The organism is Citrobacter sp. B72 (assembly GCF_016894305.1).
Classification (GTDB): Bacteria; Pseudomonadota; Gammaproteobacteria; order Enterobacterales; family Enterobacteriaceae; genus Citrobacter; species Citrobacter portucalensis.
Genome location: NZ_CP069801.1, coordinates 4523011 through 4549956, shown reverse-complemented (window position 1 = coordinate 4549956; position 26946 = coordinate 4523011). Strand labels below are relative to the sequence as shown.

Annotated in this window: 31 protein-coding genes, 1 tRNA gene, 3 rRNA genes and 1 pseudogene; 11 read left to right on the top strand and 25 right to left on the bottom strand. The window is 51.7% G+C overall.

Annotation, left to right across the window (positions count from 1 at the left end; all coding sequences use genetic code 11):
• Nucleotides 1-56: 56 nt before the first annotated feature.
• Nucleotides 57-776 carry a two-component system response regulator DcuR gene (gene dcuR, locus JQN59_RS21830; RefSeq protein ID WP_008786975.1) on the bottom strand — a complete coding sequence of 240 codons (720 nt, stop codon included), beginning with the start codon at nt 774-776 and terminating at the stop codon, nt 57-59.
• Nucleotides 773-2404: a sensor histidine kinase gene (locus JQN59_RS21825; RefSeq protein ID WP_003826772.1), complete on the bottom strand. Its 1632-nt coding sequence runs from the start codon at nt 2402-2404 to the stop codon at nt 773-775. The genes dcuR and JQN59_RS21825 overlap by 4 nt, the downstream gene beginning before the upstream one ends.
• Before the next feature lie 615 nt (nt 2405-3019).
• Between JQN59_RS21825 and JQN59_RS21820 the strand changes: the two genes are divergently transcribed.
• The 5 genes from JQN59_RS21820 to JQN59_RS21800 all read left to right on the top strand — a co-directional run bounded on the left by JQN59_RS21820 (nt 3020) and on the right by JQN59_RS21800 (nt 10118).
• Nucleotides 3020-4561: ribosomal RNA gene (locus JQN59_RS21820) — 16S ribosomal RNA — on the top strand.
• An 85-nt stretch (nt 4562-4646) separates the two neighbouring features.
• A tRNA-Glu gene (locus tag JQN59_RS21815) sits at nt 4647-4722 on the top strand.
• A 221-nt stretch (nt 4723-4943) separates the two neighbouring features.
• Nucleotides 4944-7851, top strand: a 23S ribosomal RNA gene (locus tag JQN59_RS21810).
• A 94-nt stretch (nt 7852-7945) separates the two neighbouring features.
• Nucleotides 7946-8061 (top strand): 5S ribosomal RNA (gene rrf, locus JQN59_RS21805).
• Together the 16S, 23S and 5S rRNA genes with 1 tRNA gene alongside form the textbook arrangement of a ribosomal RNA operon.
• A gap of 335 nt (nt 8062-8396) precedes the next feature.
• Nucleotides 8397-10118 carry a SulP family inorganic anion transporter gene (locus tag JQN59_RS21800; protein ID WP_008785980.1) on the top strand — a complete coding sequence of 574 codons (1722 nt, stop codon included), beginning with the start codon at nt 8397-8399 and terminating at the stop codon, nt 10116-10118.
• Nucleotides 10119-10428: 310 nt separating this feature from the next.
• Here the strand turns inward: JQN59_RS21800 and JQN59_RS21795 are convergent, their stop codons facing one another.
• Nucleotides 10429-12090 carry a fatty acid--CoA ligase gene (locus tag JQN59_RS21795; RefSeq protein WP_103015409.1) on the bottom strand — a complete coding sequence of 554 codons (1662 nt, stop codon included), beginning with the start codon at nt 12088-12090 and terminating at the stop codon, nt 10429-10431.
• A 49-nt stretch (nt 12091-12139) separates the two neighbouring features.
• Here JQN59_RS21795 and JQN59_RS21790 point away from each other — a divergent pair, with 49 nt between their 5' ends.
• Nucleotides 12140-12277 carry a hypothetical protein gene (locus tag JQN59_RS21790; protein WP_204528148.1) on the top strand — a complete coding sequence of 46 codons (138 nt, stop codon included), beginning with the start codon at nt 12140-12142 and terminating at the stop codon, nt 12275-12277.
• A 255-nt stretch (nt 12278-12532) separates the two neighbouring features.
• On the opposite strand, the gene JQN59_RS21785 is transcribed toward JQN59_RS21790, so the two are convergent.
• The 21 genes and pseudogenes from JQN59_RS21785 to JQN59_RS21685 form a co-directional block, all read right to left on the bottom strand.
• The gene (locus JQN59_RS21785; protein WP_016154458.1) at nt 12533-12769 is read right to left on the bottom strand and encodes a hypothetical protein; all 237 of its coding nucleotides are present in this window, start codon (nt 12767-12769) and stop codon (nt 12533-12535) included.
• Nucleotides 12770-12780: 11 nt separating this feature from the next.
• Nucleotides 12781-13626 (bottom strand): annotated as a pseudogene (locus JQN59_RS21780) (DUF4942 domain-containing protein).
• An 80-nt stretch (nt 13627-13706) separates the two neighbouring features.
• Nucleotides 13707-13910 carry a DUF957 domain-containing protein gene (locus JQN59_RS21775; RefSeq protein WP_009652505.1) on the bottom strand — a complete coding sequence of 68 codons (204 nt, stop codon included), beginning with the start codon at nt 13908-13910 and terminating at the stop codon, nt 13707-13709.
• A gap of 29 nt (nt 13911-13939) precedes the next feature.
• Nucleotides 13940-14431 (bottom strand): DUF5983 family protein, encoded by a 492-nt coding sequence (locus JQN59_RS21770; protein ID WP_009652438.1) that lies wholly within the window; start codon nt 14429-14431, stop codon nt 13940-13942.
• The gene (locus JQN59_RS21765; protein WP_016154457.1) at nt 14428-14805 is read right to left on the bottom strand and encodes a TA system toxin CbtA family protein; all 378 of its coding nucleotides are present in this window, start codon (nt 14803-14805) and stop codon (nt 14428-14430) included. Before JQN59_RS21765 ends, JQN59_RS21770 begins: the two co-directional genes overlap by 4 nt.
• A gap of 49 nt (nt 14806-14854) precedes the next feature.
• Nucleotides 14855-15214 (bottom strand): type IV toxin-antitoxin system YeeU family antitoxin, encoded by a 360-nt coding sequence (locus JQN59_RS21760; RefSeq protein WP_009652436.1) that lies wholly within the window; start codon nt 15212-15214, stop codon nt 14855-14857.
• A gap of 23 nt (nt 15215-15237) precedes the next feature.
• Nucleotides 15238-15459 carry a DUF987 domain-containing protein gene (locus JQN59_RS21755; RefSeq protein WP_009652392.1) on the bottom strand — a complete coding sequence of 74 codons (222 nt, stop codon included), beginning with the start codon at nt 15457-15459 and terminating at the stop codon, nt 15238-15240.
• A gap of 13 nt (nt 15460-15472) precedes the next feature.
• Nucleotides 15473-15955: a RadC family protein gene (gene radC, locus JQN59_RS21750; protein ID WP_016154455.1), complete on the bottom strand. Its 483-nt coding sequence runs from the start codon at nt 15953-15955 to the stop codon at nt 15473-15475.
• Nucleotides 15956-15966: 11 nt separating this feature from the next.
• On the bottom strand, nt 15967-16185 hold the full coding sequence (locus JQN59_RS21745) for a hypothetical protein (protein WP_009652503.1): 219 nt from the start codon (nt 16183-16185) through the stop codon (nt 15967-15969).
• 10 nt (nt 16186-16195) lie between these two features.
• On the bottom strand, nt 16196-16669 hold the full coding sequence (locus JQN59_RS21740) for an antirestriction protein (protein ID WP_080336072.1): 474 nt from the start codon (nt 16667-16669) through the stop codon (nt 16196-16198).
• A 16-nt stretch (nt 16670-16685) separates the two neighbouring features.
• Complete coding sequence (locus JQN59_RS21735) at nt 16686-16940, bottom strand: hypothetical protein (protein WP_009652519.1); 255 nt, start codon at nt 16938-16940, stop codon at nt 16686-16688.
• Nucleotides 16940-17758, bottom strand: a complete 819-nt coding sequence (locus tag JQN59_RS21730) for a DUF932 domain-containing protein (RefSeq protein ID WP_009652424.1) — start codon at nt 17756-17758, stop codon at nt 16940-16942. Before JQN59_RS21730 ends, JQN59_RS21735 begins: the two co-directional genes overlap by 1 nt.
• A 103-nt stretch (nt 17759-17861) precedes the next feature.
• Nucleotides 17862-18095, bottom strand: coding sequence for a DUF905 domain-containing protein (locus JQN59_RS21725; protein ID WP_009652474.1), 234 nt, complete (start codon nt 18093-18095; stop codon nt 17862-17864).
• 55 nt (nt 18096-18150) lie between these two features.
• Entirely contained in the window at nt 18151-18372 is a 222-nt protein-coding gene (locus JQN59_RS21720) for a hypothetical protein (RefSeq protein WP_009652443.1), read from the bottom strand.
• 82 nt (nt 18373-18454) lie between these two features.
• A complete protein-coding gene (locus JQN59_RS21715) occupies nt 18455-18967 on the bottom strand; it encodes a DUF4234 domain-containing protein (RefSeq protein ID WP_009652395.1) in 513 nt (170 codons plus the stop codon).
• Between the two features lie 48 nt (nt 18968-19015).
• Entirely contained in the window at nt 19016-19486 is a 471-nt protein-coding gene (locus tag JQN59_RS21710; protein WP_009652431.1) for a hypothetical protein, read from the bottom strand.
• A gap of 46 nt (nt 19487-19532) precedes the next feature.
• A complete protein-coding gene (locus tag JQN59_RS21705) occupies nt 19533-19844 on the bottom strand; it encodes a hypothetical protein (RefSeq protein WP_009652410.1) in 312 nt (103 codons plus the stop codon).
• Nucleotides 19845-19856: 12 nt separating this feature from the next.
• Nucleotides 19857-20123 (bottom strand): hypothetical protein, encoded by a 267-nt coding sequence (locus JQN59_RS21700; protein ID WP_009652486.1) that lies wholly within the window; start codon nt 20121-20123, stop codon nt 19857-19859.
• Nucleotides 20120-20848 (bottom strand): helix-turn-helix transcriptional regulator, encoded by a 729-nt coding sequence (locus JQN59_RS21695; RefSeq protein ID WP_009652433.1) that lies wholly within the window; start codon nt 20846-20848, stop codon nt 20120-20122. The genes JQN59_RS21700 and JQN59_RS21695 overlap by 4 nt, the downstream gene beginning before the upstream one ends.
• Before the next feature lie 261 nt (nt 20849-21109).
• Nucleotides 21110-21406 (bottom strand): membrane protein, encoded by a 297-nt coding sequence (locus tag JQN59_RS21690; protein WP_009652512.1) that lies wholly within the window; start codon nt 21404-21406, stop codon nt 21110-21112.
• A 349-nt stretch (nt 21407-21755) separates the two neighbouring features.
• Complete coding sequence (locus JQN59_RS21685; RefSeq protein WP_016154453.1) at nt 21756-22724, bottom strand: hypothetical protein; 969 nt, start codon at nt 22722-22724, stop codon at nt 21756-21758.
• A gap of 1606 nt (nt 22725-24330) precedes the next feature.
• On the opposite strand from JQN59_RS21685, the gene JQN59_RS21680 reads away from it, so the two are divergent.
• The 3 genes from JQN59_RS21680 (at nt 24331) to JQN59_RS21670 (ending at nt 25832) form a co-directional block, all read left to right on the top strand.
• On the top strand, nt 24331-24699 hold the full coding sequence (locus JQN59_RS21680; protein ID WP_009652475.1) for a hypothetical protein: 369 nt from the start codon (nt 24331-24333) through the stop codon (nt 24697-24699).
• A gap of 171 nt (nt 24700-24870) precedes the next feature.
• Nucleotides 24871-25440, top strand: coding sequence for an inovirus Gp2 family protein (locus JQN59_RS21675; protein ID WP_016154452.1), 570 nt, complete (start codon nt 24871-24873; stop codon nt 25438-25440).
• Nucleotides 25441-25592: 152 nt separating this feature from the next.
• Nucleotides 25593-25832: a helix-turn-helix transcriptional regulator gene (locus JQN59_RS21670; RefSeq protein ID WP_009652493.1), complete on the top strand. Its 240-nt coding sequence runs from the start codon at nt 25593-25595 to the stop codon at nt 25830-25832.
• Nucleotides 25833-25869: 37 nt separating this feature from the next.
• Here the strand turns inward: JQN59_RS21670 and JQN59_RS21665 are convergent, their stop codons facing one another.
• Nucleotides 25870-26049 (bottom strand): hypothetical protein, encoded by a 180-nt coding sequence (locus JQN59_RS21665; protein WP_131334065.1) that lies wholly within the window; start codon nt 26047-26049, stop codon nt 25870-25872.
• Nucleotides 26050-26121: 72 nt separating this feature from the next.
• Between JQN59_RS21665 and JQN59_RS21660 the strand changes: the two genes are divergently transcribed.
• Together JQN59_RS21660 and JQN59_RS21655 are read left to right on the top strand one after the other, a co-directional pair.
• The gene (locus JQN59_RS21660; protein ID WP_016154451.1) at nt 26122-26541 is read left to right on the top strand and encodes a putative zinc ribbon protein; all 420 of its coding nucleotides are present in this window, start codon (nt 26122-26124) and stop codon (nt 26539-26541) included.
• Nucleotides 26529-26945, top strand: coding sequence for a putative zinc ribbon protein (locus JQN59_RS21655; RefSeq protein WP_009652429.1), 417 nt, complete (start codon nt 26529-26531; stop codon nt 26943-26945). The genes JQN59_RS21660 and JQN59_RS21655 overlap by 13 nt, the downstream gene beginning before the upstream one ends.
• Nucleotide 26946 lies beyond the last annotated feature (1 nt).

Sequence of the window (26946 nt, the reverse complement as noted above, 5' to 3'; positions counted from 1 at the left end):
ATTTTTCATTATTTTAATAATTGTTACTTTCAAATAACAAATAATCCCAAGTGTATTTATTGGCAATATTGTTTAAGCAATGAGTAGTGTTCAGCCTGCACGCGATAACGATAAACAGGTCTGCCGGTCACGCCATAATGGATGCTGGTAAATAAGATGTGACAATTGACGAGCCAGATAAGGTATTTACGGCAAGAGACGCGCGAGATATTGACCTCGTTGGCCAGCTCATCCGTGGAGAACTCCTGATCCTGGTGCTCATCAATCCACTGACACAGCGTGCGTAACGTTTGTGGCGTTAACCCTTTAGGTAAGCGCCGTGCTTCCTGTTCATTGGAAGAGCTGCCGTGAATCAGCTGGTCAAGCTCAGACTGTTCATAATACTGATGCTTGTCCATCTCATTTTTCTTGTGCAGCCAGCCGGTGAGCGCTTCTTCAAACCGGGAAGCCTGGAAAGGTTTGATCAGGTAGTCAACAACACCGTAGTGAAGTGAATCTTTGATGGTGGTGGCATCAGCGGCGGAAGAGATGACGATGACATCACACTTGCAACCTTCGCTGTGCAGAACCGGCAGCAGGTCCAGACCGTTTTCTTTTTGCATATAAATATCTAGCAAAATCAGATCGATATGATGACCGCTATGAAAGATTATCTCTTTTGCTTTCTCCAGCGTGGAGGCTGTGCCGCAGCAGTGAAAACCGGAGAGTTGCGCGACATAACGGCGGTTTAATTCCGCTACCATTGCATCGTCATCGACAATTAAGACATTGATCATCTGCTGGCCCTCTCACCATTCCACGGTAACTGTACAAAAAATTGGGTGAAGATCCCAGGTTCAGACTCGACGGAAATATTACCGCCAACGTTTTCAACCTGTTGTTTAACAAGCGCTAAACCAACGCCCCGTTCGGTTCCTTTTGACGAAACGCCCTTCTCAAAGATGTGCTCAATGTTTTCGGGGGCAATCCCCGGACCATCGTCATTCACTTCGCAATGCAACCAGCCGTGTCGATAATGCAAGGATACGCTGATCTCACCACCAGGTTCTTGACCTAGCGCTTCCAGGGCGTTTTCAATCAGATTCCCCAGAACGGTAATCAGCACCGCCACCTGATCTTCGTTGCTATTTTCCGGTAACTGGCTTTCATTGCTAATGACCAGACTATGGCCTAAATCAGATGTGCGATTAATCTTACTGAGTAAAAATCCTGCGATCACCGGTGATTTTATTTTTCCTAACAGTGAGCCAATTTCTTCCTGATAATTGTTTGCGGTCTTCAGGATGTAATTTTCAAGCTGCTTATAACTTTTCAGATGCAATAATCCCAGAATCACGTGCAATTTATTCATGAATTCGTGGGATCGTTCACGAAGTGCGTCGGCATAGTTGACCATACCATCCAGACGTTGCATTAGTTTTCGGACTTCAGTCTTATCTCTGAAGGTTGAAATGGCACCGATGATTTTACCGTTGCTGAGTACCGGGACCGTGTTAATTAAGAGTAGCCGATCCTTCACCATGATCTCTTCATCGCGGCGTGGCGTTCCGTCATGTAGTACCTGTGAAAAATCGACCACCTGTGACCACGCATGGCTGAGTGTGGAGAGCTGGGCATCATCTTGTGATTTGTGATAATCCAGCAGCTCCTGCGCAGCCTGGTTAATCAGGGTCACTTCACCGCATTCGTCAACGGCAATAACACCTTCCTTTATAGAGTGCAGCATCGCCTGGCGTTGTTCGAACAGATTGGAGATTTCATAAGGCTCCAGGCCAAACAGAATGCGCTTGAGGACTTTGACAAATACCCATGTACCGAGCAGTCCAACCAGTACGCCAAATAAGATTGACCAGATGATGCTGCCGCGGCTGTTATTGATCTGCTCAGTCACCCGGCTTAGCTCAAGGCCGATCGACACGACGCCAATCTGCCGGTGATGTTCGTCATAGATAGGAGTAAATACACGTAGAGCTTTAGCCAAGAATCCGCGATTAATGGCGACATTCTCTTTACCCTGCAGGGCCAGCAATATGTCATCACCTTTAAATGGCTGACCGATTCGCTGCGCTTCGGGATGGGAGTAACGAATGCTTTGCATATCAGTGACGACGATGAACAAAAAGTCGTTGCTCTTATTCACCGCCTGGGCAATCGCCTGAATGCCGCTTTCCTCGGGCTTTTTCATTAGTCCCTGGCGGATCTCCGGAGAGTTGGCTAGCGTTCGCGCGACCGCAAGCGCTTTACTCGCTAATGCATCGCGCGTCATGTTGCTGATCTGCGAGAAATAAATCAGATGAACGACAAGCAGCACGGAGAAGAGTACTGCACTAACCATGAGGATCACGGTGGTGCCAAGCTTCATCGGGCGTTTACGTATAGCAGTACGTTGCAGGGAGTATCTCATCACGGTCCTGAAATCACGGTTTGTGCGGGTATTATTGCCTGATGGGGTGCGTAATTCAAAGGTGGTAGGGATTATGGCGCTTAAGTTGTCAGTCCTTCTTCTTTATATAGCGTAGAGTGAATTTCTTTCTATATAGAGGTTTTCATAATAGAGGTTTTCATACCGATTCTCTCCCTTTTTAGGGACGCTTACAGATAATTTCCTTACGATTGTGGATAACTCTGTGTGTAAATGGGTATAAGGCGGGGTTTTGCTGTGGAATGCAGCAGTCAGTCATTTTTCTGTCATTTAAGGGTTGCGGGCCGCAGGAAACTCCCTATAATGCGCCTCCATCGACACGGCGGATGTGAATCACTTCACACAAACAGCCGGTTCGGTTGAAGAGAAAAACCTGAAAATGAGGGTTGACTCTGAAAGAGGAAAGCGTAATATACGCCACCTCGCGACAGAGCGCTAAAGCGCGTCGCAACTGCTCTTTAACAATTTATCAGACAATCTGTGTGGGCACTCGAAGATACGGATTCTTAACGTCGCAAGACGAAAAATGAATACCAAGTCTCAACGAGTGAACACGTAATTCATTACGAAGTTTAATTCATTGAGCATCAAACTTTTAAATTGAAGAGTTTGATCATGGCTCAGATTGAACGCTGGCGGCAGGCCTAACACATGCAAGTCGAACGGTAGCACAGAGGAGCTTGCTCCTTGGGTGACGAGTGGCGGACGGGTGAGTAATGTCTGGGAAACTGCCCGATGGAGGGGGATAACTACTGGAAACGGTAGCTAATACCGCATAACGTCGCAAGACCAAAGAGGGGGACCTTCGGGCCTCTTGCCATCGGATGTGCCCAGATGGGATTAGCTAGTAGGTGGGGTAACGGCTCACCTAGGCGACGATCCCTAGCTGGTCTGAGAGGATGACCAGCCACACTGGAACTGAGACACGGTCCAGACTCCTACGGGAGGCAGCAGTGGGGAATATTGCACAATGGGCGCAAGCCTGATGCAGCCATGCCGCGTGTATGAAGAAGGCCTTCGGGTTGTAAAGTACTTTCAGCGAGGAGGAAGGCGTTGTGGTTAATAACCGCAGCGATTGACGTTACTCGCAGAAGAAGCACCGGCTAACTCCGTGCCAGCAGCCGCGGTAATACGGAGGGTGCAAGCGTTAATCGGAATTACTGGGCGTAAAGCGCACGCAGGCGGTCTGTCAAGTCGGATGTGAAATCCCCGGGCTCAACCTGGGAACTGCATCCGAAACTGGCAGGCTAGAGTCTTGTAGAGGGGGGTAGAATTCCAGGTGTAGCGGTGAAATGCGTAGAGATCTGGAGGAATACCGGTGGCGAAGGCGGCCCCCTGGACAAAGACTGACGCTCAGGTGCGAAAGCGTGGGGAGCAAACAGGATTAGATACCCTGGTAGTCCACGCCGTAAACGATGTCGACTTGGAGGTTGTGCCCTTGAGGCGTGGCTTCCGGAGCTAACGCGTTAAGTCGACCGCCTGGGGAGTACGGCCGCAAGGTTAAAACTCAAATGAATTGACGGGGGCCCGCACAAGCGGTGGAGCATGTGGTTTAATTCGATGCAACGCGAAGAACCTTACCTACTCTTGACATCCAGAGAACTTAGCAGAGATGCTTTGGTGCCTTCGGGAACTCTGAGACAGGTGCTGCATGGCTGTCGTCAGCTCGTGTTGTGAAATGTTGGGTTAAGTCCCGCAACGAGCGCAACCCTTATCCTTTGTTGCCAGCGGTTAGGCCGGGAACTCAAAGGAGACTGCCAGTGATAAACTGGAGGAAGGTGGGGATGACGTCAAGTCATCATGGCCCTTACGAGTAGGGCTACACACGTGCTACAATGGCATATACAAAGAGAAGCGACCTCGCGAGAGCAAGCGGACCTCATAAAGTATGTCGTAGTCCGGATTGGAGTCTGCAACTCGACTCCATGAAGTCGGAATCGCTAGTAATCGTGGATCAGAATGCCACGGTGAATACGTTCCCGGGCCTTGTACACACCGCCCGTCACACCATGGGAGTGGGTTGCAAAAGAAGTAGGTAGCTTAACCTTCGGGAGGGCGCTTACCACTTTGTGATTCATGACTGGGGTGAAGTCGTAACAAGGTAACCGTAGGGGAACCTGCGGTTGGATCACCTCCTTACCTTAAAGAACCTGCCTTTGTAGTGCTCACACAGATTGTCTGATGAAAAGTAAATAGCAAGGCGTCTTGCGATTGAGACTTCAGTGTCCCCTTCGTCTAGAGGCCCAGGACACCGCCCTTTCACGGCGGTAACAGGGGTTCGAATCCCCTAGGGGACGCCACTTGCTGGTATGTGTGAGTGAAAGTCGCCGACCGAAGTATCTCAAAACTGACTTTCGAGTCACGTTTGAGATATTTGCTCTTTAAAAATCTGGATCAAGCTGAAAATTGAAACGACACACTGTTTCATTTCTCCGTAATAAGAAATGAAAAGCGGTGTGTTCGAGTCTCTCAAATTTTTGCAAGTCGATGATGAATCGAAAGAAACATCTTCGGGTTGTGAGGTTAAGCGACTAAGCGTACACGGTGGATGCCCTGGCAGTCAGAGGCGATGAAGGACGTGCTAATCTGCGATAAGCGTCGGTAAGGTGATATGAACCGTTATAACCGGCGATTTCCGAATGGGGAAACCCAGTGTGTTTCGACACACTATCATTACGTGAATACATAGCGTAATGAAGCGAACCGGGGGAACTGAAACATCTAAGTACCCCGAGGAAAAGAAATCAACCGAGATTCCCCCAGTAGCGGCGAGCGAACGGGGAGCAGCCCAGAGTCTGAATCAGCATGTGTGTTAGTGGAAGCGTCTGGAAAGTCGCACGATACAGGGTGAAAGTCCCGTACACAAAAGTGCATGTGTTGTGAACTCGAAGAGTAGGGCGGGACACGTGGTATCCTGTCTGAATATGGGGGGACCATCCTCCAAGGCTAAATACTCCTGACTGACCGATAGTGAACCAGTACCGTGAGGGAAAGGCGAAAAGAACCCCGGCGAGGGGAGTGAAAAAGAACCTGAAACCGTGTACGTACAAGCAGTGGGAGCACCCTTTGGGGTGTGACTGCGTACCTTTTGTATAATGGGTCAGCGACTTATATTCTGTAGCAAGGTTAACCGAATAGGGGAGCCGAAGGGAAACCGAGTCTTAACTGGGCGTTAAGTTGCAGGGTATAGACCCGAAACCCGGTGATCTAGCCATGGGCAGGTTGAAGGTTGGGTAACACTAACTGGAGGACCGAACCGACTAATGTTGAAAAATTAGCGGATGACTTGTGGCTGGGGGTGAAAGGCCAATCAAACCGGGAGATAGCTGGTTCTCCCCGAAAGCTATTTAGGTAGCGCCTCGTGAATTCATCTTCGGGGGTAGAGCACTGTTTCGGCTAGGGGGTCATCCCGACTTACCAACCCGATGCAAACTGCGAATACCGAAGAATGTTATCACGGGAGACACACGGCGGGTGCTAACGTCCGTCGTGAAGAGGGAAACAACCCAGACCGCCAGCTAAGGTCCCAAAGTCATGGTTAAGTGGGAAACGATGTGGGAAGGCACAGACAGCCAGGATGTTGGCTTAGAAGCAGCCATCATTTAAAGAAAGCGTAATAGCTCACTGGTCGAGTCGGCCTGCGCGGAAGATGTAACGGGGCTAAACCATGCACCGAAGCTGCGGCAGCGACACTATGTGTTGTTGGGTAGGGGAGCGTTCTGTAAGCCGTTGAAGGTGTGTCGTGAGGTATGCTGGAGGTATCAGAAGTGCGAATGCTGACATAAGTAACGATAATGCGGGTGAAAAACCCGCACGCCGGAAGACCAAGGGTTCCTGTCCAACGTTAATCGGGGCAGGGTGAGTCGACCCCTAAGGCGAGGCCGAAAGGCGTAGTCGATGGGAAACAGGTTAATATTCCTGTACTTGGTGTTACTGCGAAGGGGGGACGGAGAAGGCTATGTTAGCCGGGCGACGGTTGTCCCGGTTTAAGCATGTAGGCGGAGGTTCCAGGTAAATCCGGTACCTTATTAACGCTGAGGTGTGATGACGAGGCACTACGGTGCTGAAGTAACAAATGCCCTGCTTCCAGGAAAAGCCTCTAAGCATCAGGTAACACGAAATCGTACCCCAAACCGACACAGGTGGTCAGGTAGAGAATACCAAGGCGCTTGAGAGAACTCGGGTGAAGGAACTAGGCAAAATGGTGCCGTAACTTCGGGAGAAGGCACGCTGATATGTAGGTGAAGTGGTTTACCCATGGAGCTGAAATCAGTCGAAGATACCAGCTGGCTGCAACTGTTTATTAAAAACACAGCACTGTGCAAACACGAAAGTGGACGTATACGGTGTGACGCCTGCCCGGTGCCGGAAGGTTAATTGATGGGGTTATCCGTAAGGAGAAGCTCTTGATCGAAGCCCCGGTAAACGGCGGCCGTAACTATAACGGTCCTAAGGTAGCGAAATTCCTTGTCGGGTAAGTTCCGACCTGCACGAATGGCGTAATGATGGCCAGGCTGTCTCCACCCGAGACTCAGTGAAATTGAACTCGCTGTGAAGATGCAGTGTACCCGCGGCAAGACGGAAAGACCCCGTGAACCTTTACTATAGCTTGACACTGAACACTGGTCCTTGATGTGTAGGATAGGTGGGAGGCTTTGAAGTGTGGACGCCAGTCTGCATGGAGCCATCCTTGAAATACCACCCTTTAATGGCTGGTGTTCTAACGTAGACCCGTAATCCGGGTTGCGGACAGTGTCTGGTGGGTAGTTTGACTGGGGCGGTCTCCTCCTAAAGAGTAACGGAGGAGCACGAAGGTTAGCTAATCCTGGTCGGACATCAGGAGGTTAGTGCAAAGGCATAAGCTAGCTTGACTGCGAGAGTGACGGCTCGAGCAGGTGCGAAAGCAGGTCTTAGTGATCCGGTGGTTCTGAATGGAAGGGCCATCGCTCAACGGATAAAAGGTACTCCGGGGATAACAGGCTGATACCGCCCAAGAGTTCATATCGACGGCGGTGTTTGGCACCTCGATGTCGGCTCATCACATCCTGGGGCTGAAGTAGGTCCCAAGGGTATGGCTGTTCGCCATTTAAAGTGGTACGCGAGCTGGGTTTAGAACGTCGTGAGACAGTTCGGTCCCTATCTGCCGTGGGCGCTGGAGAATTGAGGGGGGCTGCTCCTAGTACGAGAGGACCGGAGTGGACGCATCACTGGTGTTCGGGTTGTCATGCCAATGGCATTGCCCGGTAGCTAAATGCGGAAGAGATAAGTGCTGAAAGCATCTAAGCACGAAACTTGCCCCGAGATGAGTTCTCCCTGACCCTTTAAGGGTCCTGAAGGAACGTTGAAGACGACGACGTTGATAGGTCGGGTGTGTAAGTGTAGCGATACATTGAGCTAACCGATACTAATGAACCGTGAGGCTTAACCTTACAACGCCGAAGATGTTTTGGCGAAGAGAGATATTTTCAGCCTGATACAGATAACATCGACATGCCCAGGAGGTGTGTTGATAAACAGAATTTGCCTGGCGGCTGTAGCGCGGTGGTCCCACCTGACCCCATGCCGAACTCAGAAGTGAAACGCCGTAGCGCCGATGGTAGTGTGGGGTCTCCCCATGCGAGAGTAGGGAACTGCCAGGCATCAATTAAAGTGAAAAAGCCCATCCTGACGGATGGGCTTTTTTGCGTCTGTGCGGGATGAAAACCGCCGGATGCGGCGTACCGCCTTATCCGCCTGCAGGGGCCGGGCTGAACGTATTTTGTAGGCCTGATAAGCGCAGCGCATCAGGCACATCACAACACCGCACCATCGGGTGCAAAGCTATATCCTGAGCCTCCATAACACAAGCCATCCTGCGGTATATGCGGTAAACCCCCAATCTGAATTTTCTGTATTACCTCCCGAAAATATCAGGATCGCCTGCGACAGTTACGTGTACCTTTATCTATAAGTAAGGGTCTATCCGGAGAATAAAGTGTTCGGAAAAATGGTATTAAACTACATGCCGGGGCTAAAAAATTTATTAGCGTACGATAAAAGCTGGCTAAAACATGATGTTAAAGCCGGATTATCCGTTGCTGCCGTAGCACTACCGGTTGCGATTGCTTACGCTGAGTTGGCGGGAGTCGGGGCTATCGTCGGGTTATATTCCTGCGTTTTGCCAATGCTAGCTTATGCGCTGTTTGGTTCTTCCCGCCAATTGATTGTTGGCCCTGATGCCACGACCTGCGCGGTAATTGCGGCCGTTGTGGTTCCTCTTTCTGCCGGAAACCCAGAACTTCACTGGCAGTTGACAATTGTCATGACTGTGATGATGGGGGGATGGTGCCTGCTTGCCAGTAAATTTCGCCTGGGTGCGCTTGCTGACTTGCTTTCGCATCCCATTCTAACGGGTCTGCTTAACGGGGTTGCCGTGACGATTATTGTCGGGCAACTCGGTAAGGTGTTGGGGATTACGCTTGATGAAGAGCAAGTGATTGAGAAGATCATTGCCCTGCCTGGCCGACTCTCAGAAATTCATTTATTAACCTTAGGTATCTCCATCCTAACGTTAGCGATTTTAATAGCTATCAAAACGTTTCGTAGCCAATGGCCAGCACCGTTGATTGCTATTGTGATAACAACGGCGCTGGTATGGATTACATCTGCGCAGCAGTATGGGATTGCCACTATTGGGGGATCGGGCTTTCAGTCTGGTTTGCCCGTCGTTCACTGGGGATCGTTTCAGCCTGGTCTGGCGCGTGATTTATTGATCCCTGCGCTGAACCTGGCGTTAGTCAGTTTTGTTAGCCTGATGCTAACCGCTCGCAGTTTTGCCGCAAAAAACGGATACGAAATAAATGCTGATGCTGAGTTCAGGGCTTTGGGTGTCGCGAATCTAATGTCTGGCTTATCTCAGGGGTTTGCGATTAGCGGAGCCGATTCCCGGACTGCGGTAAATGATTCCTCTGGAGGGAAAAGCCAGCTTGTTTCCGTTGTTGCTGCCTTAATCATCGGAATCGTCGTGGTATTTTTCACGCAGCCATTACAATTTATTCCGGTATCTGCATTAGGCATTGTTCTAATTTATGCATCGTGGTCATTAATTGATTTACGCGGACTCTGGAACCTGAGGCGAAGAAATAAACCCGCATTTCGCCTGGCGTTCTTCACCTTTGGCTGTGTTCTGATTATTGGTGTTATTCAGGGGATTGGCCTTGCGGTATTGCTGGGTCTGTTGCAGTTCCTGCGCACAGTTTTTCGTCCTACTGAACACTTATTGGGAATTGACGAACATGGAATGATTCACTCATTAGGTAATTCAACTGATGTGAAAATGATCCCTGGCGTGTTGATGTACCGATTTAACTCACCGCTGACCTATTTTAATGTGGCCTATTTTAAGCGCCGCGTTTTGAATTTAGTCGATGGTGCAGTACTACAACCTAAATGGGTGGTCATTGACGCCGTTTCTTGCTTTACCTATTCAGATATCAGCGTTCTGGCAACCATTAATGAGTTAAAACGGGACCTGAAGGGGCGGCAGATTAAGTTAATTCTTGCGGGCCGAAAAACGGAGTTAACACGCTGGTTTAAGGAGAGTCGACCGACAATGAAAGATGACGACATGATTCTGGCACCAGACCTTTATTTGGCGCTCCGGTTCATTCAAAGCAAAGAAAGCATGAGTGAGGGTGAATCTGGCGTTGTTGAATAATGCAGATTTAGGTAAGTGATCAGGCTGGATGGAAGGTCTGGGGGCGGATTTTTCGTCCAGCAGGACCTGACATTGACCGGAATCCACAAAGCAAGGAAATCAGCCCGTAAACTGATTTTGCCGAATCAACATAACGCCGGTCCCGAGGTGCCTGTGGCGATGAACATGCCCAGGCACCCATTTGCTAAAGGGCGATCAGCATCCGCGCGGGGACGGTGAGATCCCCGGCAGAGCATTGATACCGACATGCTACCTGAAATATAAGCAGTGTGACTGTTGTTAACCTTACGCTATGAATGCGACAGATCGCTTAAATGCTTTCCTTCCCATTGCTGGCTTCGAGCTCGCGGATCAAGCGCTTGTTGATCTTACCGACGCTGGTTTTGGGAATATCCGGGACTATCCTTATCTGTCGTGGGATCGCCCATTTAGTGATGTGGCCGCGGTCGACGAATCCTTGCAGATGTGCCGCTATGGCCTGCGGCTCCAGGTCTTCTCCTTCCTTGCAAACCACCAGAGCCAGGGGGCGTTCGCCCCACTGTTCATCAGGTATCCCGACGACGGCTACCGACCTGACCGCCGCGTGTGAGCTGATGAGGCTCTCCAGCTCCAGCGTGCTTATCCACTCACCGCCCGTCTTGATTACGTCTTTGATGCGATCCTTTATTTCCACTATCCCATGGGGATCGATAGAGGCAATGTCGCCGGTATGCAGCCAACTGCCATTCCATAGCTCAGCTCCTTTCTCGGGTTCCTTCAGGTAGCCCTGAGTCAGCCAAGGGGCTCGCACCACTATTTCACCCAGGGCTTCGCCGTCGTGCACTACCTCCCGACCTTCGCCATCAACGATACGCAGATCCACCAACGGAACAGGCAGGCCGGTTCGAATCCGCAAGGGTAACTGCTCATCCATGGGAAGGGCCAGCTCGGCATCGCTTAAGTGGGTCATACAGAGCAGGGGACAGGTTTCAGACATACCATAGCCAGCGTGAATGCGTATGCCCTTATGGTGGGCCTGTGTCGCCAGTCCAAGGGACAGTGAACTGCCACCCAGCAACATCTTCCATCCCGACAGATCGGTCCGTGTGGCTTCGTCGCACTCGAGGATCATTTGCAAGATGGTTGGCACACAGTGCGAGAAGGTTACACCCTCATCGTGATAGAACCGCACCAGCTTGTTGGGTTCGTAACGACCGGGGTAGACCTGCTTCACACCAAGCATTGTTGCGACATAGGGAGCGCCCCAGGCGTGCACGTGAAACATAGGAGTGATCGGCATGTAGACATCGTTCGATCGTAGCAGCGACTGTCCCTCGTGGGCTGCCAGGAGGCCCAGCTCATTGAGCGTGTGCAGGACCAGCTGACGATGGCTGAAGTAGACCCCCTTGGGATTGCCCGTGGTTCCAGTGGTGTAGAACAAGGTCGCTACCGAGTTTTCATCGAAGTCGGGGAAGTCAAAGCGATCTCCCGCTGCGGCCAGAAGGGGCTCATATTCCCCCAGCACCGGCAGGCTGGTTGCCTTCGATTCTTCGTCGCTAAGCTGGATGTATCCCCGGACAGTGGTCAGTGTCTCTGCCAGTGACTCGACAACCGGCAAGAAGTCGTCGTGCACCAGTACCAGGTTGTCCTCGGCATGATTCATGGTGTAAGCGATTTGGTCCGCCGAGAAGCGGACGTTCACCGTGTGTAGCACGGCACCAATCATAGGCACCGCGAAGAAGCACTCGAGGGCGCGATGGCTGTCCCAATCTAAGAGGGCGACGGTGTCTCCAGGCATGACACCGGCCGCTGTCAGCATGTTTGCCAGGCGATGGATGCGCTGTTTGAGGGTGCGATAGTCGTAACGCAGCTTGTCGGCGTAGACGATTTCTCGCTCGGGATGAGAACGCCCACCCGACAGCAGCAAGCTCTTGATCAGCAGCGGATAGGCATGGGCTCCCTGCGCTGACTGTATGACTCTTGTTTTCACCATCCAGGTTCCTCGTTGACTCATTATTTGCTCGGTATGATGGCAATTGTAGATGAAGGTTGGTATTTACTCCCTGGCGTTTGCTTCAGATGTCGAGGCGGCACACCAGCTCCAGCCCCTGGGGATGAATGTGCGTAACCTACAACGCCAGCTGGAAGAGGGGGGCGACCTTCAGCGAGCTTATCAATGAAATGCGGCGCGACCTGGCGCACCCGCAACAGTATTGTGCCCAAGGTTGTTCAGATAAATTACTCAAATTTAGCCTACGGTTAAGCACGCCAGACAAAGAGGTGTGTCTGATACCGCTATATTTTTTGCCGTACTATGGTGGTTCCAGTGAAAGGTTTAACTGTCGTGATGAGGTGGGGTAGGAGTTTCTGTGGTCAGAACGATAAGAAATCTCGCGGAGCCCAGAAAGCAAAAAACCCGCCATAGGCGGGTTCTTCTAAATAGTGGTGCCCGGACTCGGAATGGATTTTGTTTTGTAATTGCATTGATTAGAATGGTTTTTATCTTGTTCCATAAACGTTGAGGCCCCCATTAAGGCCCCCTTCTGCAAAGGGTCAAAATTTGATGGTTGAACAGGAACTTTTACATCCATCTGAATACTATTTGATGGCAAGGTATAGTGATCTACTACGGAATCGCAGTGAGCACCATCCATGTTTGAAAATGATACCATAATTTGGTTCCTTACTGTTTAGTGGGCAACGCCCCTGGATAGTGTTTCGCGATAATGTCGTTCAGCTTATCGACCAGCTCCGATCGCCTGAACGTGATATGGACAGTTCCCTTCTGAAAATACTTAATCACAGACATCTCATCCTCATAACGGGTGCTATGCCTGTTCTCATGGATATGGTCGCTTAACCGGCGCGTGACGTCGGCGCGATTGTCGGGGATGGCCTTCCCATCCAGCAGCATCAGCATGCGCTCAAGGTCCGTTAACCGGTCACGCTGCCAGCCCCAGTTCAGACCAAATCCCCACCGGTCATATTTGACAAGCCCCGTCACGATGATTTTCCCGCCAAACCTACAGGGGCTGTTTGTCTTAAAATTCCAGCTCAGACCTTTAAACACGTTAATCACACCTCGTTCAAACACCTCACCTTTATTCAGATGCAGTTGTTCGAATGTGTTGAGAATATTCTCTTCACTGATAGCCGGAATATCGTCTTTCTCCAGGCTGTTGTACCACTCGTCGCGGACCTGTGCGTCCATGAGCGCCAGCATTCCCGAGCGTTGCATCAGATCCCGCCATATACCACGATCGATATTGCGAGTAATGGCTTTCATGGCCGTATCAGTATCCTCCATCAGCCAGCAGTCGTAGCTGTATTGCCGCATTCCCTATTCATTCGCTTTACCACCGCCGATGCTGCGGGTCAGCGTCGAGATATCGTCAAGTTGTTGTATCAGCGTTTCAATCTGTGCAATCGCGAAATTACGTCCGGTGATGATGCGCTCAATACTGGTAGAACAAATCACATCGGTATGGCCGGTTAACACTTCAGGTTCGGTGAGGGTAAGATCTGACATTTTAATTTCCTTTATATAAAGCAAAGCGCCAGCCGGTAAGGGCTGGGGCTTATAGGTGTGTGGTGAGTATGGTTCGGTGGCTAACAGGTTCTGGTCTGTTGCAGAAGCTGAAGATGGCGGAGATTACGAACATCGTTTCGCGCCTGCTCAATCCAGGGCAACAGCACTGCTGAATCCGTCTTGTCTTCGTCGTTGTCGAAAATAATGCCGGTGTTGCAACTGATGTTGTCCTGCAGCCAGCCAATCAGAATGTTGAGAGCCACTTCGGTGGTTAATTCCGGCATGTAAAAACCTTGTGGTGATTGAGGTGGGGTTACCAGTCAAAGGTTGTAAAACTTGGTAGCACTTCGCCAAAGGCATCCAGATGAACAATGCCAGCGGCGTAGCGACGCATAAGCGTCACTAATAACCGACGGCAGGCTTTTGACAGACCGAGGCGTTTGAGGCGTAAGACCGGAAACGACCACGCGCCCAGGTGGAGCAGATAACCCGAGCCGGTATAACTAATCCATTCAGACTCGCCAAAGTCTTCATGCTGGTGTGAAAGGGTAAACAGCAGAGCATTGTCTTCCGCCGTGATATGTGCAGTGCTGCACTGAATGCCGTTCAGGCGGGCAACGGGCGGAATTGGATCTTCAACAATCAATTTCCCCGGTTCGTCAGCAACGAGAAGCGAATAACCGTTCTGGTTCACCACATTGATCAGGTCGGTCAGTTCAATACCGTCAATGTCTACGACGATCCGGCCCATGTTGAGGGCCAGTACGTTGATGGCATCGGCTTCCACCGTCAGGGACAGCTTCATGGTTGCACCTCACGGTATTTGCCGGTGGTGATGTCGGTAACGGCCCTGTAGCTATGACGGGTCATCAGCCCGGTGGCTTTGCGGGCGCGGAGAATATCGATACTGGTGAGAAGCGGCGACTGAGTTTCCGCGTTAAAACCGCGACGATCAGTGCGTACCAGGTCGTATTTCTCCACGATGAAATTCACCGCGTCGCACAGTGAGATACCGGCATCGATATGCTCTTGGATCACACCATCTTTGCCAAATGGCGTGTCGTTGAGCGTCAGACCGTAGTGACGGTCCAGCAGGTGACTCAGGAGGCGCTGCCAGATCGCCACGGGTGACGGGCGTGGCGAAACCTCCCGTTTCGGAGGAACAGGTTGTGTTTGCATAATGGAAACCTTTACTGGTGAGTTAAACGAAGGAAAACTGCCGGGAGGTTTATTCTGTTGTTGCAGGTGTCGGGTAAATTGCGAGATAGACGTACCCGTGCGAGCCGAGGCTGTCGGCCTCGCATATCAGCCCTTTTGCATACAGCGTGACGCAGTGCTGATGACGGGGATTCAGCTCACCGGAAAGCAGCATCAGCTCCAGTTGCTTCAGCAGTAGCGGGAATGCCTGGTCGAGATGGCGTAAATCCGCGTCGCTGAAGGTGCCGGTGATGCTGGCGCGGTCGTTCAGGTAATGCAGCCGGTTGCCCTCCTGCACCAGACGTGCGCCAAAACAGGGGGTGATATCGCGTTTAAGCCCCCACCAAGGGGCGGCGATATCGTGGTTTACAGGCGGTATTGTATTCGACAATTTTAGCCTTCCTTAAACGTGAATTAATTCAGCGTAACGCTGCGTAATACGACGTACGGGCCGTTGCGGTCCTGACGGTGTTCTGCGAAGACGGCGAGCACGCCGCTGATATCCTGCACTTCCCGACCTGCGTAGTGGCAGATGCTGCCGGACCATGTGTATTTGCCGGCACAGAAGCGAAACAACCGGGACTGCGGATGCTGGCGGTATATCGCCATCGCCTGGCGTTTGCTGATGATTTTCATCGTTATTCTCTCCTTAAAGCCACCCTCTCTCAGCAAACGAGACGATCTCCATGCCGCCCACCACCAGGTGATCAAGCAGTCGGATATCAACCAGCTCCAGCGCCTGCTGAATACGCGTAGTGACCTGACGATCTGCATTGCTGGGTTCGGCAAGGCCTGACGGGTGGCAATGCGCCACAATGACAGCGGCACAGTTATGCTTCAGACCGGCCTTAACCACCTCGCGGGGATGGACCTGCGTATGATTGATGGTGCCGGTGAAGAGCGTTTCGTGGGCTATCAGACGATGCTGGTTATCGAGGAAGAGTACAGTGAATACTTCACGCTCCAGTGAGGCGAGTTGCAGACGCAGCCAGTCACGAACGGCGGTGGTGGAGGTAAAGGAGGCGCCGGGCTCGCGTAACTGGCGTTCCAGCAGGGTCAGCGCACGTCGGATAGTGCGCTGTGCGGCGGGAGATATTCCCCCGCTGTCGGGGGGGCAAGGGGTTATATTCATTGGCTTTTCCTTTATGTTGACCCGTCCGGGATTGATGTGTTGTACAGTTTCACGGCAACGACGAACTCGTCGTGCTGGGATTCAAACCATGACCAGATAGGGAAGAGAGAGGTGCCCGTCAGAAAATGCAGGAAGAGTTCGTCGGTCACAACGTCTCCGTCCTCATCCCTGACCGTTATTTTCCCCAGCGCATCCCACAGGGTATTCAGGTGAGACAGTTCATACGACATGGCGGGATGCTCAGTCGATGATGTGCATGATGGCGCTGCATTCCGGGTGACTGAGCGCGTAATCCCGCAGGCGGTAGTAGTGCTCCGTCATGGCATCGCATTCGGTGCGCATGGCATGGTGGCTGTAAGTCATCAGACAGACGGCAATCCCCGCAGCGTCGGCACTGAGTTCACCGCCGTTGCCGTTCATAGTGTTGAACAGCGACCACGGTCCATTGTTCTCCGCTTCCGGGGCCATAAACGCACCACCGTTGCTGAGCGTATAAAAATTCCAGATACCGCCGTTGTAGTCGGCGCAGAAACGGTCCATCCACGCGAAGACCGTCGGCTCAAGGATTATCCACTGCGGTATGCTGCCGAAGTACTGCGGCCAAAAGCCGATGCGCTGCTCGTCCTGTACGAGGGTGGCGGTCAGCGCTGGCGCAGAACCGGCAGGTTGTGGCGGTAACGGAAGGGTATCGTGAAGGTTAATAATGTCGGTCATGTTAGTTTTTCCTTGTTTATTTATCGGGTTGGGGATGCTGGTTCAGCAGGAGTGACGGGCAGGACTGCGCATAGCCATCTTCATCGCACCGTGAGGGCCAGATGCTGTCAGATACAGACAGTCGGCACAGGCTGAGCTCGCCGGGACGGTAGCAAAGATGTCTGCACCAGGCGCAGAGGTCATCGTCGGAGATGGAACGGCAGCCGGACTGGTTTTGCAGGGAAACGGGCCAGACAGCCGTCAGACGGGTATTTGCAGGAATGTGCTGCATCAGCTCAGTGCCTGCTGCAGTTCTTCGGCCATCACCCAGAGCGCGCGGTTGAGTTTGATATCCCCGTCGATACCGTTAACCGCACGAGTGTGGGTACGTTTACCCTGTGCGGTGCGTCCGCTCAGCCCGCCTTTCAGCAACGATTCCTGAATGCGGTTATAAACGGTCCACAGGTCGTCCTGATGGTCCTCATACCGTCGCGGTGTCAGTATCTGCGCTGCGGTCACCGGCTGATATTCTTCACCAAAGCGGTATGTCAGTGCGGCGTTCGCCAGGGCATGTTGCGCGGGTGCTGGTAGTCGAAGTGACTGCATGGCCTCGCGCTTTTCTTCCACCCGATCAAAGACACCGAGCACTTCATAAGCCCCCTCAATCACTTTCCCGGCCACATCGCCACGATGCGGTACACGAATTTCACCGAACGACTGTCCGCAGACGAGCCCGTTGGTGCAGATGGCTCTGAACAGCCCCGGCAGCATCTGGTATGAGCTGCTACCATCGTGCGAGTTAAGCAAAATGATTTCGGGAACCTGCTGGCCGGTTATCTGACCGGTACGACGCAGGCGCAGCAGATGTTTGGTGTGCTCCCGGCGGTCAGGGTCGCGTACGCGTGACTGGCAGGCGAAGAAGGGTTCAAAGCCTTCGCGTTGAAGATTTTCGAGCAGAGTAATGGTGGGTATGTAAGCGTATTTTTCGCTCCTGGAACCGTGGCGATCTGCACTGAATACGCTGGGAACGACCTGCATCAGTTCTTCGCGGGTTAACGGACGATCGCGACGGATCTGGTTTGTCCGTCCAAAGCGGCTGGCTAGTCTCATGGTAAATTCCTTATTGTTGATTTAACGGCATAAACAAAACAGCCATGCTCCTGTGGGAGCATGGCTTTTTTGTGTGGTCGCTATTGGGTTAAGCTGTGGTGTGTCAGTGTTTGGGGATCCCGTGGCTGAGCAGATAGCGGTTAAGCCATTCCCCGGCACTGGCTTCAAAATTCCAGGCCCGCCAGATTAACGTCCCCTCGCTGTCGCGAATAACCAGCCGAAAGTGCGTACCCTGGTCATCTTCTATAGTGACGTTGTGGTAAAGCGTGACCACGGCTTCAGCCTGTCGGCGGGTGAATTGCCCTGGCGGTAACGACGTATCGTCAGTGACTTGCATATTCAGTTCCTGATGAATGGCATAAAACAAAATGCCCCGCTCAGTGAGCAGGGCATCAGTGGGTTAAGTGTGTGGCAATAAGCTGCAGTATCTGTTCCATGAGCGCTGTGATTAAGGCACCTGCGAGCAGGGTTGCCGCCTGTCTGGCGATGTAAATACTGTCTTCGTCATAGCCTTCTTCGCGGAAGTGGTCTTCCACAAACTGCTGCGCCCGGCTGCTGGCGCACCACGTCAGCACCTGACGCAGGGTGTTGAGCACGATTTTCAGTAATGTCATTGGGTCAAATCTCAGAGGGGGGATCCGGATGAATCTGGGGCACACAGGAATGCCCCGGCCGGATAATAAGAGGAGAGCTGCGTTACTGCGGTGACGGAGACTCCGGCGGCACAGGGGCCTGACCATGAATAATGCGGTGCTTCGCCAGTGCCTGCGGCATATCGTTGATGCAGTATGTAATGTAGAAGACGTTGAGCACCACGGTATAAAACGCATTCATCTTCAGGTCAAACCGGAAGGTGTTCAGCGCATAGTGTCGCAGTGCTGCTCTGGCCTTAAAGGCCCAGACGATGTACATCACGCCGCAGGTGAGCGACAGAATGCCGCTTAAGGCCAACAGTGTATCGCTGCCCGTGTAGTAGCCCGCCAGGTCCGGTGAGGCCATCACGCCGAACTGTCGTCCGAGCCCAAAACAGACGGCGAGCCAGATGATAAACAGATTGCCGCAAACCGGATATCCGGTGGTGTCGCTGATAATCTGCTGTTTTCGGTACAGCCACAGTAACGGCCAGATGCCGCAGGTGGCGACGGTGAGTAGAACAAAATGCAGGGTTGGCGTCGTCAGTCGCTGGCTGAGTGTCGAAATGTCGGTCATATCGTATTGTCCTTGATTGATTTTGCTGTAAACCGGGGATGCGCCGGGTTACCCGGCGGTCAGTGTCGTGCATTCGGGCATATCAGCCAGAACCTTGTGAACGTTTCCAGCCGAAGGGGTAAAGTGCCCCACCTGTTTGTCGTTGACGTAAATCTCAAACGACGTTGCTTTTCTGATGGCATCAATGAACGACAGCCAGGCGTTGTCGCCGTTACGCCAGCCCAGAGAGGACGGCAGGGGGAACGTCTGGTCATCCGTGACGACGGTGATGGCGGTTTTCTCATCCTGTGAATCGGCACCGCTGCCGTCAGGCAGGGTGAGCATGACGTGATGCTGCAGGATATTCTGGTCGTCAGGGTTGCCGGTGCAGTTCAGGTTCATCATCACGTTTTCCGGGCTGGTGATGATGTACTCGGTGACGCCCATACCGAAGCCACTGCTCCACATATTGGGGACCGCCTGTGCCGTGATGGCAAAGGTCAGTAATCCTGCTGACAGGATGGCGTGCATGAATCGCATGGTATTTTTCCTTCTCAGTCAAAAATGTTGTTGGGGGGCAGCCGTGTTACATGAGTTGTTTACCCACGACGATAAGTCCGGCCAGCCAGCCGATATACTGTGGGCCCACAAGCCAGAACAGACGGGCCTTGAGTAATCCGGTCATTCCTTCGCGGGTGTATACCGCATCCGGCATCAGCCATTGTCGAAGAGCAGCACCGACCGTCATACCGGCTCCGGGCCCAAGCGTCATCCAGAACAGATATTCCATTCCCTGACCAAAACTGCGTATCTCGCCGGTACTCCCGAACACGTTAAACAGCACGACCACAAGCGCGATGGCGAAGGCAATCGCGAAATATTTAATGACAAGCGCCATGTTCAGATTTCCTTATTTTCTGCACTGCTGAGCAGCGCTCAGCATGTTGTCCATGAAGCGCGGGGGGACATAACCGTATTGCTGGTTCATTTTCTCCAGCTCCCCGTGCGTATATTTCGTTTTGAGGTCATCCCGGATACATCCGCAGACGGCGGTAGTACCGCCGCCTGATTTGCATCCCCGGATAAACTCGCGTTCATTTTTGTCGCCACAGCCGCTCAGGGTTACGGCAGACAACATCAGGGTGAAGAGCAGCAGAGGGCCTTCGACAGGTTTCACGATTTGACTCCTTTGGGTCTGGATGGATGTTCAGGGTGTTGTTCCCTGAAGGTGTGAATGACATCACTGATAAAGCGAAAGTGGGGCAGTGCGCTGATAAATCCCTCTTCAGTAATGAGCGAACTGATTTCGCTCCGGCGACGGAAGGTTTGCTCTGAGAGTGAGGCCGAGATAATGTCTTCCAGCCGGAACACCCGAAGGCTCCCCCGGCAACAGACGACCAGATACCAGTGCTGATGCCGGTAAATCAGGCGGTAAGGCTCCTGCTCATCGTGACGGACACCGCCGACCAGCAGACTGACCACCCGGTGATGACAAATGGCTTCGGCCAGACGATGAAAACTGTCAGCCTGTGTCCATGCTGGCGGTAAGTCGTGCCAGATAAAGCAGGGTGAGGTGCCCGTTTCATTCATCAGCAGGTGCATCAGTTGCCGGTTCTGCGACGGGATAATGCGTGCGATACCGGTACTGCGGGCAAAGGAAACGGCCCCCGGAGAGTGATCACGCGTGGCGCTCTCACTGAGCCGATACGTGCCGTTCTCCCCGATAATGTCGAGGTGGACCAGCCGTTGATGTAAGTCACGACGCAGGGTGCGTATCGATACACCAAACTCACCGGACAGTGTCTGAAGGGTCAGCGTTTCTCCGGCCATTAACCGGCTGATAATGACCGACAATCTGACGGCCAGCCGGTCGTAGCGGGCCTCTTCATCGGGTCGTTGCATGGACGCTCCGTGTGCGATAAATAGGTTGATATTTCATGCGGTTATTATGCGGGCGGGGAGGGACACGTTATGTCCATCCCCCGTAATGGCGGAAAAGAAAAAGTAAAATTCATCTTTCAGTAAACAGGAGAATTAACAAAGGGTTAGTGCCAGGTAGCTGAAATGACGACAGCATGCTGACACGCCCTGTCATCAGTCGTGCCGTAGCGAGTACGGTCAGCGGCTCAGGCTTTGTGCAGGATGGGCTGACCCTTATTAACGTTACGGTGCACTGAAGATATGCTCGCACTGCGTGCAGCCGTATTCATCAAAGACGGTACCGTCCAGTTGTTCTCCGGCCAGAGAGCCTGCCACCGCACCAGCACAGGCGCCGGACAGAAAACCAATGAGGCCTCCGGCTATCGTACCGACAACCGGAATGACTGAACCTATCAGCGCACCGGTGGAGGCTCCTTCAAGCCCGGCAATGCCTCCGGCTGTTGCGCCAATGACCCCACCCGTCTTTTTACCCACATGGCGCAGTCGTATGTTTTGCGAACCGCAATTCGGACAATGCATTTCTTTCTCCCTTATTACTGGCAATAAATAGCCGCCTTCATGAGCTGGCGGACCGTGTATCAGAGAGACCTGGGTACCGGAACAGAAAGCATAGCTGTGACTTAGCGCGAGAAGCATACGCACGGGTATTTTGTGGGACAGTTGACCCGGGAGAAGGAATAACGACGGTAACAGGGTATCGGGACCCCGTTTGTTCTTACTGGACACATTAACCTCCGTGAGTGAAATAACAAAACGGCAGCACTTCTGCTGCCGTTCTCACACCGGTAATATAGGTCTGAAATTATTTTGAATGTCATTTCTGGTCTGTATTACTGCCTCCGCTCACCTTGTTTTTAGCGCAAAGCCCTCACTCACCACCACAGGTTTTTCGGTAATGGTCATTAATCAGCATTTCCAGCATATCACTGATGCGAACTCCGCTACGTTCTGCCATAAAGTCCAGTCGAGTTTTTGTTTCGTTCTTCAGGTACGTATTGAGTGCTTTTTTATCGGTACGGGACTGACGTAATTTTTGCTGGTTCCAGGCTTTATTCAGGTTCAGAAGGAATAAACGCTTTGTATCCGGTGCATCGTCCCATAAGTCGATCGCCGTGCGCAGGGCTAAATTGCGTTCAGAATGACTCAGGGGGGTAAACCAGGTACTCATTCCTGGCGTTGAAATATTTAATGAGAGCCCGATAGTGGGCGCATTTCTTTCTTCCTGAAGCGATTTGAGGCTGTTCCATGCCCACAGTACCGCGTCTTCTTCATTAGGTAACCATTTCAGCGGAGCTGGTTTGCTGTAAATATTTTTCCACTGGTCTTTCAGCCTGTCCATGACCTGGCGCTTGAGATGATTTACCGGTGGGGTCGGAATAATAATGTTGTCGAAAAAAGAGATGATAATATTAATTCTTTCCTGGTGGCTTGTCGGAGATACACTCAGATTCATTCGCTGATACCAGTTCTTTCCGAACTCTGCATTTGCTGGTTTGTCAATACCAAGTTCGTAGTCTCCGGCCTTGCAAATATACGCCCATAACCAGAATGTTGCCCGTTCATCCTGTTCTAGCCAGTCAAAACTTTCCAGCGGAAGGATGTTTTCATCACGGGCTGTTTCCATATCAGAAAAAAGTCTTGCCCGCTGTTCTGCATTCGGTATGAACTGATTAATCAGTTTGTTGAGTGCCTGTCGACAACTTTCTGCATCCTGGTGAGGAATGTCACGGGTGTTAATTATTTTATTAACACCCAGCCACCCGGCATAAAAAGCACAGACTCTCAGGTCACGGGTTTTTATAAGATGTTGTCTGCCATTGTCGTAATGTACAACCATTGTGGATACCTGTAATCGTAAACTACATAGTAGTGGTTATGGTGGTGATTGTTGTAGCTACACAGTATCACGATGATGGTTTTATCGTCACTTAAAAACACATCTGGTAGTCATCGTGAGGTTTTATTGTTGATTTATACTGGTTTTGACAAGGTTTTACCATGGTTTTAAAGTTGTCATTTTCTTTGTTTATCTCTCAGATGCTTCTCTGTTTACTGGATGAGTATCGTCTCAATAGGTTATCTTGTTCTCCTGCATGCTTTCGTTTTCATCCCCATCATGGTGCCTGGTTCGCTTCAGGGGGCATTTCTGGTATCAGGTCGGGCTGCCATGAGGTATTTCCATTTTGTTGCTCATAATCAGGATTGAGGGCTTCTGCGGGCAGTGATGATACGGGGTTAATTTGATTGAGGTTATTTGATATGACGTGGTGTCTATTTTCATGTTATTGAAAAAAGATAATTCCAGAGTAACTGATGCAGGCGTTTGTTGTAGGTAAGTGCTGTCTGGCGTGGTTATCTTCATAGCTATTGTTATGCCTGGCGTGTTGGATTGGTATTAATATATTAAAGAAGGGGTCTTATCATTTGTAACAGTAATCGATGATGTGTTATCAGTAAGTGGGTTATGCCTGGGAGGTATTATTATCTGAAGGTATTCACTAAGGGGATAGTACTATTGGATGGTATCCATTGAGCAATCATTGCCATCAGGTAAGAAATACACCATTCAATGTAGTCACAACCTGAATGTTTAGCACTCATTAAAAATCTATCATTAAGAAAACAGAATTGAATTGAGTCGATATTACCATTGACTAGTCCTCGTCAGGATAAAAGTGAAGATGATTAACATCAGTAATCTAATAATCATAACGACAGGGTGGTTACTGGTTAACAGTAACGTTTTGGGTGAATGGTCATGCCTGAAAATCAGCAGGTGAGTATCAATGGTTTATTACTGGTCTGCGTATTAGTGATGAGCGTTAAATGCTCAGTCAGTGAACTAACCTGTAGTAAGCCTGTCGGTATTGCTCTGTCTGCCTGATATTGACGCTTACAATACCTGTCAGTTACAGATACTACGGTGACCCGTTATCCCTGAAAGTTTTTTGATATGTGTAAACAAGGCCATTGGTAACGACTGTAAACGGGGCATTATCCGTGTTGGTGATAATAGTCATGATTGTATCGTAAACAGAATAACCCGATTGAGGTGACGTGGAATAGGGTGATTATCCTGGTAATCACCGCAAGCTATTTAATAAGTAATTGAGCGCTGTAGTGTCTTATACCGCCATAGCTTCCTGTGAGCCTGCATAAGCGCATTGAATAACACGATAGTGGAAATCTGTGGTTAGTATGAATATGGCGCTCCTGATGCGTTACAGGGCGTTTTAGCAGTAGTCCCGATAACGATTATTTATCGGGCTTATTGAACGGGGTAATAATATCATGACAGCAATGAGGGACTGGTACAGGGGCTCTTGCCCCGGGTATATACATCCCTCTGGGGTAATATTTGCTTTTCAGGGTAACCACAACCTATTTTGGGTCCAGGTCAATACAAGGGCATCGCAATCTTCAGCTGCTTCTGTAAGCCAGAATTGCAGCGACTTAACAGTTTCGATCTTCGCTACTGGCCTGACATTGCCGGGATCATTCGCTCACTGGGGATGGAAGAGGTGGAGGTAACATTTAGGGATGAAGCGACAGAGGCAATTATCAACGCCCGCAGACCTTCACAGACGGATTTCTTCAGAGCGTTATTCGATAACATCAGTAACCAAAAAACCGGGGATTACTACGCCTTGTCACGGAGTTTTAAACTCTCCGATACAGCACTGGCGACGATTTGTAATATCACCCGTGATTTGCCACCCGATGAACTCGTTGACGCCGCTTATGTCAAGCGTACCCGCCATCGTCTAACGGGAAGACTGTTTTTTCGCAGCCTTCGGGTCACCCGGCATTAGAACCGATTTCTGAGAGGCGATTACCCTTTACGCAATCATTCTGCCAGCCACGATATTTTACTGAAGCCAGCCGTCTCTGAGGGATCGACTGGCGGACTCGCTGAAGGCAATAAGTTTTTTTTAACAGCACCGGTAATGGTTATGAACGATAACCCACCGGAGTCCATTTTAATGAGTTACACATACGACCCTTACTGGCAGCAACGCATCGCTGATACCTTCAGTTGCGCTCTTAACGCTTACACCCGCTTACTGGCCCTGCGTGTTGACCTCCGTCTGCCGGATACGCCAGCGGCCACCGATGCTGCTGTTATCTCCCGCTTCACCGATTCCCTGAAAGCCCGGATTGATGCCCTTCAGACGCGTCAACGTCGCGAGGGCAAACGCGTCTGGCCGACCACGCTGCGTTTTATCTGGGCGCGGGAGTTTGGTGAAATCAAAGGGAAGAAGCATTACCACGCGGTGCTGTTGCTGAACCGCGATACGTGGTGCGGACCGGGAGATTACAAAGACCCGGATTCGCTTGCAGGTATGATTAAACAAGCGTGGTGCAGCGCCCTGAAGGTGGATGCACAGGCGCATGCCGTTCTGGCTCGTTTCCCGGCGAGTCCAGTCTCATGGTTGACACGTGGCGATGGTGCTCAACTGCAACAGGCCCTGTCGCAGGCGGCCTATTTAGCCAAGCTGGAGACCAAAATCACCGGTGACGGTGAGCGTAACTTCGGTTGCAGCCGTGGCTGAGCCAGACATATCTCGATTCATCAGGCCTGATTGTGCGGGCCGGGTAATTTTTTACAACGTTCCCCTATCCTCTGAGGAGAACCGGTAACCCCATGATTCAACCACCACCGGACGTCTCCCGATAGCCATATCCTCAGAGGGAGAAAAATACCATGACCACGTTGAATACGAATATTAATGCCAGCCCTGACACACTGCTTTCAGCTCAGGACCCGCTTATCGACATGACCTTTATCACCACGTTTACCGGGATGACCGACAAATGGTTTTACAAACTGATTGGCGACGGGTTGTTTCCGAAACCCATCAAGCTGGGGCGCAGCTCCCGCTGGCGCAGAAGCGAGGTGGAAGCCTGGATGCAGCAGCGTATTGCTGATTCCCGTGGCGTCTGAGCAGGGAGGATATCTGAATGGAAAAACGACGCCGCACTCAGCCACAGGCCATCCCGGTTCGCTGGACGTGTCCCCGTTGCCGGCGACAGTACTGTGGCGCCAGACCCTGTCCCGTTTGTTTCAGACCCACCGACGCACCTGCACAACCGTAACCTTTCTGTATTCCGGTGCCGACCACCAACCGTACCGACCCGCTAACGCATAACTGAACCGCCATTCACCCTGCCACGCTGCCCGTACCGGGACGGCTGACGCCTGCGTGTCGTCTGGCGGTAAGGAGAGTACCACTATGTATGCAAAATCGTTTATGGCTCTGGACGGCAACGGCCGTCTCACGGGAGCCATAACCGCGCAGACCGCGCCGTATGACCGCTACAGCTGCCATCTGTGTGCCAGTGCCCTGCAGTACCATCCTGAATACGACACCGAACGTCCGTGGTTTGAACATCATGCAGCAAAGCTTTCGGAGAACGGTCGACAGCACTGCCCGTATGTAAAGCCCGGGGTGAGGGAGACCCGCCATATCCGGCAACTGCAGTCTTATGTACCGGAAGCCCGTCCCCTGGTTTTCTACGCAGACTGGCACTGTCACGGCTGCGGCAGTGATTACCACGGTGAGCGCTACTGCCTCACCTGCCGGACGGGCGAGCACAGTGATGTGCGTGCTGATACCAACCGGATAGAGGAAGTGACGGCATGCGCATGCTGAAATGTTATCTGGCCAATGACCGCGAAGGCCACTTCGCGACAGCCGGGGAGGCCGTGAGTGCGCCGGGGCAGATATGGAGCTGCGCGTCCTGCGGCTGTCGACTGGTGCTCCATGCGGGGACATACGGGGAGCCGCCGTGGTTTGAACATGACCAGCAGAGCGTGGCCCGGCATGTGCTGATGGCCTGCGCCCACCTTGACCCGGAAGTGAAAACCGAAGCCCGGCACCGAAAGCTGCGCAGTCTCATCAACGGGCTGGAAGCGACGGTAATGGTGCTCTCCTGGTACTGCGTGTGGTGCGGCGACCATTACCAGGGCGTGAAGCACTGTCCCCGGTGTCTGACTGGTATCTACAGCATCGAAGAAGCGCACTGGCAGAGAAACTACTGCTGCAGTACCAGATAGT

What these genes read in the sequence shown, in the direction of transcription:
- dcuR (WP_008786975.1), bottom strand. Translation starts at nt 776, where the DNA reads ATGATCAATGTCTTAATTGTCGATGACGATGCAATGGTAGCGGAATTA.
- JQN59_RS21825 (WP_003826772.1), bottom strand. Translation starts at nt 2,404, where the DNA reads ATGAGATACTCCCTGCAACGTACTGCTATACGTAAACGCCCGATGAAG.
- JQN59_RS21795 (WP_103015409.1), bottom strand. Translation starts at nt 12,090, where the DNA reads ATGGTGAAAACAAGAGTCATACAGTCAGCGCAGGGAGCCCATGCCTAT.
- JQN59_RS21790 (WP_204528148.1), top strand. Translation starts at nt 12,140, where the DNA reads ATGAAGGTTGGTATTTACTCCCTGGCGTTTGCTTCAGATGTCGAGGCG.
- JQN59_RS21785 (WP_016154458.1), bottom strand. Translation starts at nt 12,769, where the DNA reads ATGGTATCATTTTCAAACATGGATGGTGCTCACTGCGATTCCGTAGTA.
- JQN59_RS21775 (WP_009652505.1), bottom strand. Translation starts at nt 13,910, where the DNA reads ATGCCGGAATTAACCACCGAAGTGGCTCTCAACATTCTGATTGGCTGG.
- JQN59_RS21770 (WP_009652438.1), bottom strand. Translation starts at nt 14,431, where the DNA reads ATGAAGCTGTCCCTGACGGTGGAAGCCGATGCCATCAACGTACTGGCC.
- JQN59_RS21765 (WP_016154457.1), bottom strand. Translation starts at nt 14,805, where the DNA reads ATGCAAACACAACCTGTTCCTCCGAAACGGGAGGTTTCGCCACGCCCG.
- JQN59_RS21755 (WP_009652392.1), bottom strand. Translation starts at nt 15,459, where the DNA reads ATGAAAATCATCAGCAAACGCCAGGCGATGGCGATATACCGCCAGCAT.
- radC (WP_016154455.1), bottom strand. Translation starts at nt 15,955, where the DNA reads ATGAATATAACCCCTTGCCCCCCCGACAGCGGGGGAATATCTCCCGCC.
- JQN59_RS21745 (WP_009652503.1), bottom strand. Translation starts at nt 16,185, where the DNA reads ATGTCGTATGAACTGTCTCACCTGAATACCCTGTGGGATGCGCTGGGG.
- JQN59_RS21740 (WP_080336072.1), bottom strand. Translation starts at nt 16,669, where the DNA reads ATGACCGACATTATTAACCTTCACGATACCCTTCCGTTACCGCCACAA.
- JQN59_RS21735 (WP_009652519.1), bottom strand. Translation starts at nt 16,940, where the DNA reads ATGCAGCACATTCCTGCAAATACCCGTCTGACGGCTGTCTGGCCCGTT.
- JQN59_RS21730 (WP_009652424.1), bottom strand. Translation starts at nt 17,758, where the DNA reads ATGAGACTAGCCAGCCGCTTTGGACGGACAAACCAGATCCGTCGCGAT.
- JQN59_RS21725 (WP_009652474.1), bottom strand. Translation starts at nt 18,095, where the DNA reads ATGCAAGTCACTGACGATACGTCGTTACCGCCAGGGCAATTCACCCGC.
- JQN59_RS21720 (WP_009652443.1), bottom strand. Translation starts at nt 18,372, where the DNA reads ATGACATTACTGAAAATCGTGCTCAACACCCTGCGTCAGGTGCTGACG.
- JQN59_RS21715 (WP_009652395.1), bottom strand. Translation starts at nt 18,967, where the DNA reads ATGACCGACATTTCGACACTCAGCCAGCGACTGACGACGCCAACCCTG.
- JQN59_RS21710 (WP_009652431.1), bottom strand. Translation starts at nt 19,486, where the DNA reads ATGCGATTCATGCACGCCATCCTGTCAGCAGGATTACTGACCTTTGCC.
- JQN59_RS21705 (WP_009652410.1), bottom strand. Translation starts at nt 19,844, where the DNA reads ATGGCGCTTGTCATTAAATATTTCGCGATTGCCTTCGCCATCGCGCTT.
- JQN59_RS21695 (WP_009652433.1), bottom strand. Translation starts at nt 20,848, where the DNA reads ATGCAACGACCCGATGAAGAGGCCCGCTACGACCGGCTGGCCGTCAGA.
- JQN59_RS21690 (WP_009652512.1), bottom strand. Translation starts at nt 21,406, where the DNA reads ATGCATTGTCCGAATTGCGGTTCGCAAAACATACGACTGCGCCATGTG.
- JQN59_RS21685 (WP_016154453.1), bottom strand. Translation starts at nt 22,724, where the DNA reads ATGGTTGTACATTACGACAATGGCAGACAACATCTTATAAAAACCCGT.
- JQN59_RS21675 (WP_016154452.1), top strand. Translation starts at nt 24,871, where the DNA reads ATGAGTTACACATACGACCCTTACTGGCAGCAACGCATCGCTGATACC.
- JQN59_RS21670 (WP_009652493.1), top strand. Translation starts at nt 25,593, where the DNA reads ATGACCACGTTGAATACGAATATTAATGCCAGCCCTGACACACTGCTT.
- JQN59_RS21665 (WP_131334065.1), bottom strand. Translation starts at nt 26,049, where the DNA reads ATGGCGGTTCAGTTATGCGTTAGCGGGTCGGTACGGTTGGTGGTCGGC.
- JQN59_RS21660 (WP_016154451.1), top strand. Translation starts at nt 26,122, where the DNA reads ATGTATGCAAAATCGTTTATGGCTCTGGACGGCAACGGCCGTCTCACG.
- JQN59_RS21655 (WP_009652429.1), top strand. Translation starts at nt 26,529, where the DNA reads ATGCGCATGCTGAAATGTTATCTGGCCAATGACCGCGAAGGCCACTTC.